At 42.6% G+C, this 7457-nt stretch carries 3 protein-coding genes and 1 pseudogene; all 4 read left to right on the forward strand.

Annotated elements, in window-relative coordinates; translation table 11 throughout:
• A partial coding sequence (locus SCRDD08_RS05510; RefSeq protein WP_081104261.1) for a metal ABC transporter solute-binding protein, Zn/Mn family occupies window positions 1-846 on the forward strand: 846 nt, incomplete at its 5' end.
• A gap of 8 nt (window positions 847-854) precedes the next feature.
• Entirely contained in the window at window positions 855-4151 is a 3297-nt protein-coding gene (locus tag SCRDD08_RS05515; protein WP_061422772.1) for a pneumococcal-type histidine triad protein, read from the forward strand.
• A 230-nt stretch (window positions 4152-4381) separates the two neighbouring features.
• A complete protein-coding gene (locus SCRDD08_RS05520) occupies window positions 4382-6835 on the forward strand; it encodes a CAP domain-containing protein (protein ID WP_061422773.1) in 2454 nt (817 codons plus the stop codon).
• 195 nt (window positions 6836-7030) lie between these two features.
• Window positions 7031-7457, forward strand: a pseudogene (locus SCRDD08_RS11905) (ferrochelatase); the annotation flags it as partial.

The following is a 7457-nucleotide window of genomic DNA, read 5'->3' on the forward strand; positions in this document are numbered from 1 at the left end:
GCTGCTAGCAAACGCGGACTCAATATTGTCACGAGTTTTTACCCGATTTATTCAATGGTCAAAGAAGTATCAGGAGATTTGAATGATGTACGGATGATTCAGTCAGGCGCAGGGATTCATGAATTTGAGCCGTCAGCCAGTGATGTAGCGGCTATTTATGAAGCAGATGTCTTTGTGTATCATTCGCGGACTTTGGAGTCTTGGGCCGGTAGTTTGGATCCTAGTTTACAAAAGTCCAAGGTAGCGGTCGTAGAAGCAAGCAACGGGATGCAGTTGGACAAGGTGGGCGGCTTAGAAGAAGTGTCTACGGAGGAAGGGGTTGATGAAAAGACCCTCTATGACCCACATACTTGGCTAGATCCTGAAAAAGTGGCAGAAGAAGCACAGCTCATCGCTCAAGAATTGTCCAAGCTAGATAGTAAAAATGCGGATACCTATCAAAAGAATGCTCAAAAATTTGCAGAGAAGGCAAAGGCCCTGAGCAAAAAATATCAAGGAATCTTTAGCGAGCTAGATGAAAAAACTTTTGTGACCCAGCATACGGCCTTTTCTTATCTAGCCAAGCGTTTCGGTCTCAAGCAACTGGGGATTTCAGGCATTTCGCCAGACCAAGAGCCTAGTCCAAGGCAGTTGACGGAGATACAAGATTTTATCAAGACCTATAAAGTCAAGACGATTTTTGTCGAGAGCAATGCTTCTTCTAAGTTGGCTGAAACCTTGAAGAAGGCGACAGGAGTCAACCTAAAGGTGCTGAATCCTCTCGAAGCAGATCCTGAAAATGACAAGACCTATCTTGAAAATTTAGAAGATAATTTAGAAATTTTAGCCAAAGAATTAAAACATTGAGGTGATGTATGAAAAAGAAATATATTATTAGTTCAGTTGCGGCACTAGCTACACTTGGTGTGTGCGGGTATGCGATCATGCAGTATCAAGCAGATAAGCCACAAGAACAAGAAACAAATCGAGTGGCCTATGTAGAAAAGAAATCTACAAATAAGCAGGACAATAAATCTCAAAAAGCCGAGAAATTGACACCTGAGCAGATTCAGGCCAAAGAAGGCATTACTGCTGAGCAGATCGTTGTCAAGATTACGGACCAAGGCTATGTGACTTCACATGGTGATCACTATCATTACTATAATGGAAAGGTTCCCTTTGATGCAATTCTAAGTGAAGAGTTGATTATGAGGGATCCCAATTATCAATTGCAAGAATCAGATATTGTCAACCAAGTGAAAGATGGCTATATTATCAAGGTTGCAGGCAAATATTATCTATATCTGACCAATGCTAAAGAAACCAGCAATGTCCGTTCAGTTGATGAAATCGCACGGCAAAGACAAATTCATCCTAGCAAGGAAGAAGGAGAAGGCGGTTCAGAAGCTAAATCGAGTCAAACTGTTAGCAGAAAAACACAAGACTTCAGTCGTCCAAGTGCCGCCTATGCTGCAGGAAAGAGAACCTATCAAGCAGAAGGCACTGCATCGAGTCGGAGCAATGGCGCCTATACAACAGATGACGGCTATGTTTTCAGTCCATCTGATGTGATTTCGGATACAGGAGATGGCTTCCTTGTGCCACATGGCGGTCATATTCACTATATTCCTAAAAGTGATCTGTCGCCAGGTGAATTAGCGGCTGCCCAAGCCTACTGGGATTCCTTGCAGCGAGGCAAGCAAGCAGCTACTCCAGCTGAAAATCCTACTACAGGAGGAGAAGCTTCTGCTCCTACAGCTAAAGCATCGGAAAATCAACATGCAGGAACTGCGACTAAGCCAGCGCATCAAGCTGACAAGGGACAGACTGCTAAACCAGCTCAACCGTCCAAACCTGCCCAATCAGATGCTGGGCACGGAGCTAAACCAGCTGAAAAAGCAGAAGATGCACCATCAAGTTACCAAACCTTACTTGAGAAGCTCTACCATACACCAAAAGAAAAACGCTATGTTGAAAAAGATGGTCTTGTCTTTGATCCAAGCAAAATCGTTAGACGGACCGCAGAAGGAGTGGCCATTCCACATGGAAATCACTATCACTTTATCCCTTACAGCAAACTGTCTGCCCTAGAAGAAGAAATAGCTCGGAACATTCCTGTTACTGGTCAGAAGACTTATCCTAAGGCTGCTGCAAGTACACCAAGCCAGCCTAACCAACCAGCAAATCCAAGTCAGCCAGCCAAACCAGCTGATAAAGACGAGCACGACCATGGTTTCCATGCTGAACATGTCATCTCAAAAGATGAGGAAGGTTACGTTGTCCAACACGGCGGCCATGCACATTATTTCTTCAAAAAGGATTTGACCAAAGATCAGATTGCAGCAGCAGAAGCCAACCTGGCTAAGCACAAAGATTCAAGCCAATCCAGTCAAGTCAGCACAGAATATGACCGTTTTTCTCGTGACGCCAGTGACGAAGAGAAAATCGCTTATATTTCCAAGACTTATGGCGTACCGCGTGAAGCAATTAAGATTTCAAAAGGCTTCTTTGTCTTTAATAATCCAGATCAAGACTACGATCCGACACATATCCATCCATACGCTGTTCGAAAAGAGCACGTTCGGATTCCTTTAGAAACTGGAAATCCAGAGCTGGACTTCTTGAACGAGCTTTATACAACAGCCTTGCGTTCAGGTCTGTCTCCATACAGTATTCAGGTTGAAAATGGTCAGTTTGTCATTCCGCATGGCGATCACAACCACTACATCCGTGTCCAATCCAAAGGATTGAATCTAGGCCTGAAGAACAAAATCCCAGCTTTGCAATCAGCTTATCAAGCAGGAGCTTATGATGAAAAGGCTGTTCTTGAAAAGGTGGATACCCTCTTGGCAGCTAGCCGAACCATTTATGCTAAAGACTTGCTTATGCAACGTCGAATCGAGCTGGCCCTCGGTAATTTTGTAGAAACCATGAAGCAATTGCCAAGCAACTCAACAGAGGGCTATCTGGCAAGCCTGGATCAATTTGATAAGCACTACATTCATGTTGATGAAAAAGCGAAAACGGAAGAGCTGACCGAAGTTGATAAAAAATATCAAGAATTGGTTGACAAGATCAAACGTTTGGAAACGGATAGCTACAATGTGAATAAAACCAGCTTGCTCGGGGAATTGCAGACAGCTAAGGTAGAAAAAAATGAAGCTAAGATGGCTGAGATTGAGCAGCTTTTGGCAAGCCTGCAAGATTATCAAGATCGGACAGGAGTGACCTCTGTTGAATATCTCAAAGCTTTCTATCTTGCGGTTGACGATGCCCGTTTGCATCCAGAACTTCGTAAGAAAGTTGCTGATTTGACGCTCAAGCTTTATAAATCTCAGGCCTTTATCGAAGCGGTCGATCTGAAAGCTCTTTTCTTGGAACTCTATGAAACCAAGCTCGAAGTTGATAAGGCTCTGGCAAGTGGCGAGGCTGCTTCAGCTAAGGATAAAACGGTTCTGGATACCGAAAAGCTGGACGACCACAGTTATAAGACGGCTATCTATGGTTTCTTGAAAGAATTGTACGGAGAATTTGCACCGCAGCCTACAGAGGAAATCTCAGAAGCAACTCTCCAAGCTCTCTTCCAAAAAGGTCAAGAACTTTTGGAAAAAGTAACGAATCCGACTCTGCAAGTAAATTATCAAAAGCAACTCGCAGCACTTGGTACTGATTTGCAAGAAGCTCGCAAAGATAGAGAAACGATTTTAGCAGAAACGAAAACGCTCTTGACTCAAATCGTTGAAACCTTAAAAGAACAGCAAGCATCTGCAGCGCTCAAGGATAAAGAGACCTATCTGAAAATTTACAATTTGCTGATGTCCGCCCACAAGATGCTTGAGGAACAACAGGGAACAGATGAGCAATTTGCCAAGGTAGATGGTTTATTGGATAAGTTATCCGATCCGAGTGTGGACAAAGCAGGCCTGCTAACCGAAGCAGAAGCGTTCTTTAATCAGCTTCAAGCCAACAAGCCAGCTCCAACTGAAGCTAAAATTGAGACGGAGGCCAGTCCGGCTGAGGAGACTAAAGAAGAAAAAACGAGCGAGGCTCCTAAAGAGACTGTGGAAGAGCCAAGCTCACCAGCCACTCCTGGAGTAGAAAAATCAAATTCAGCAGCTCCTTCAGAAAAAGAGGCCGAAAGTCAAGTGACATCAGAAGCAAATAAGCAGTAAAGAAATTTTTCTAAATAAATGGAAATAAGGAGCGGAAGAGGCGAAAAACGCTTTAAATCCGCTCTATTTCCACTTTATTAGGATGAAGCGTTCGATTTTTGTCATAAAATTGTAATAGAATTTCTATTTAAATGATATGGTTTTGACTGGTTTAACCAGTCATTTTATGTTAGTATTATAGCATAGGACTGATTGTAAAATGATACATGTGCTATTAGAAGGAGATGTCTATGGACAAGAAAATTGGTAAATCCGTTGTAGCAACTGGCATTGCAGCGACAACGATTATTTCTGGTGCGCTTAGCCATCAGGTAAAAGCGGATGAACTCGTTGAGTCAACGGCTACGAAACCAAAGGCAACAGCAGTTACCGAGAAACCAATTACGACAGCGGATGTAGCAGAAGCGAAGGAAAAAGCAGATGCTGCCAAGAAAAATGTAAATCAGCAACAAGAGCAAACTAAGAAAGCTGAAGCAGACCTTGAAGAAGCAAAAGCCGCAGTTTCAGAGGCTCAAGAGAAGGTGGCTACAGCTACTGAAAATGAAAAGGCAGCAACTGAAGAAAACATTTCTCAAGCAGAGACCAGTGTTAAAAAAGCTGAAGAAGAAGTAACAGCAAAATCAGAAACTGTCAAAGAAGCAGAAACTGCAGTTCAGGAAGCAAGTCAAGCAGTTAAAGACCAAGAAAATACAATTGCTGGTCAACAATCATTGGTGGATGTGGCAGAATCTGAACTAAACAAAGCCAAAGAACCAGTTCATGCAGAAACTGCAGCTGTAGAAACTGCTAAAAATCAGGAAAATCAAGCTCAGACAGCTGTGGAGCATGCTAAAAATGAACTAGCAAAAGCAGACCAAGCAGCAAATGTTGCGCCACAAAATCAAGCAGAAATCCAAAACAAAATCAATCAAACTCAGGCGAAGTTAGAGCAGACCAAGCAATTGATTACTGCAACAAATACTGAGTTGGTGCATGAACAGAAAAATGCAAGTACAGCACCGGTTGATTTACGGAATACGACCTATTCGCAATTCTTAGAGAATCTTCGAGATAATTCGAACAATGAAGCTGTAAGAAATGCTGCAGCTGATGCTTTAGCCCTTTACAAACGTGGTCAGAATGAATTCAACATCACGGTTGGTTCAGATCCATCTAGCCCAGCCAGCTTGGAAAATAACTTGCAGGCTTTGGAATTGGTTAAGGCTATCAATGCTTACCGTCGTAATGCGGGTCTCCCAGAGCTTTTGGTGGATCCATATGCTAATGTTGCCAGCCAAATTCAGACCTTGTACTTTGAGAAGGCTAACTGGCACATGGGCAAGCTGATTGGCAATGAAAACGTGGCCATCAGCTTCAATCCTCAAGGTGCGGTTAATTTCTGGCATAGTGAAAAAGCCTTGTATCAAAAGATTGCTGCTCAATACGGCCTGCCAACTGATGAAAGACAACTGGATGCCAATGATATTTATATGAAGGTAGGGCCTAACGTCTTTGCGCAAATCGGTCACTATGTCCAAATGATGGATAACAAGGCCAATGCTATTTCTGCTGCCTATGACACTCATCCAAATCAGTTTGGGACTCCACACGGAACTTCAGAAGTTGGATTCCACAATGTTCGTAATTTCAACCAAAGAGTCAATAATGGCACACTGCTAACCGTTGAAGCGATGGAGAAACTTCTTCGCAGCGGCGGCAGTCGTGGGGCTGCTTCAAGTGCCAATGTGACAGCCTTGAAGAATCGTTTGGCAGAGTTACAAGCGCAAAAAGTTAGCCAAGAGTCTAGCTTGAATCTTTTAAATAATCAGTTGACAGATTCATACCAAGCACAGAAAGATCGTGCGGCTGCTGTTGTAAAAGCTAAACAGAATCTTGAAGCTGCTGAGAAAGCCTTAGCTCTGACTCAACAAAACTTGTCAGATAAAAAAGCTGCTTTGAAGTCAGCAACAGCAAGAATCGCGTCTGCAATTTCTCCATATCAAGCCAAATTACAAAAAGCTCAGGCAACCTTAGAAGAGGCTAAAAATCAGCTTGCAGCATTGAAGACGGCTGAGGAAAATAAGAATAAGGCACTAGAAGCAGCCAAAGCTGAATTGGTCGCTGCTCAAAATCGTGTAGCAGCGGCTCAGAAGAAAGTTGCAGATCTCAAAACAGCTCCACAACAATTGGAAAAAGCTAAGCAAGACTTGGTTGCAGCAGAGGCTGACCTGAAGGCTAAACAAGCTGTTGCTGAGACTGAGAATGCAAAATTAGTTGATTTGCAAACAGTCTACAATGAATTGCTAGCAAATTACAATTATTTGCTAGACCTTCTTCCAAAAGAAGAGCGCCAAGCCCTAGTATCTGCCGCTACAACTACTTATCAAGCAAATGGTGGACTTAATTTTGCAGCAGCAGGTGCAGGTAGTCAAACGGTTCTGACTTCGAATGCAAATTCAGCTTCTCAATATGAGAAGGATGCATCGGTTGAAACATTGGCTAACGTAGCTACTCAAGCTCAGCCAAAAACTGATAATAATACTAATGCTACATCGACTCCAGCGACTCCTAAAGCTTCGCCTAGCCAGTCAGTTGTCCTTCCTAATACAGGAACGGAAGCGGAACAATTAGCCTTCCTTGGAATGACTCTCGGTGCAGCTCTTCTCGCAGGTGCTGTGAAACATCGCCGTAGAAAAACTTTATAGTATATAGCAGTGAAGTGAGTGTTACATCTCACTTCATTTTTTATTGGTGAATTAGTTTGATTGAAACAAATTTAGGAAGAGAAGTTTTTGTGATTCAAATAATTCTTAAATTTGGCTAGAAAACATTCCTTTTATCTGCTTTTCAGGGGATATCATGTTATAATAGCAGAGGATTTTATACAAAAAGAGGAACTTATGACTAAAAAAGCTATTCTAATGATGACCTTTGGATCGCCAGAGGGCTACACTTTTGAGGATATTGCAGAATTTTTCACGAATATCCGTCGTGGCGTGCGACCTACTGATCAGGAGATTCAGCACCTTCATGATAATTATCAGCGTATTGGTGGCAGTCCCCTGCAACGCATCACGCGGGCAGAAGTTGAGCTGGTGAAAGAAGCTTTAAAGGGGGAATATGCTGTTTATTTTGCTAATAAATTTTCTCGCCCCTTTATTCCAGATGTTATTAAGCAGATGGAGGATGACGGGATTGAGGAATGTATCTGCTTGATTTTAGAACCGCATTATTCTTTTTACTCTGTCATGGGGTATGAAAAATTTATTACGAGCCAGACAATTAAATTCCATATTATCAAAGAATGGTATCAGGCTGAGGACTTGC

Origin of the sequence: Streptococcus cristatus (assembly GCF_001578775.1) — a bacterium.
In the GTDB taxonomy this organism is placed as follows: domain Bacteria; phylum Bacillota; class Bacilli; order Lactobacillales; family Streptococcaceae; genus Streptococcus; species Streptococcus cristatus_A.

Coding starts and splice junctions, on each gene's coding strand:
- SCRDD08_RS05515 (WP_061422772.1), top strand. CDS start 855: ATGAAAAAGAAATATATTATTAGTTCAGTTGCGGCACTAGCTACACTT.
- SCRDD08_RS05520 (WP_061422773.1), top strand. CDS start 4,382: ATGGACAAGAAAATTGGTAAATCCGTTGTAGCAACTGGCATTGCAGCG.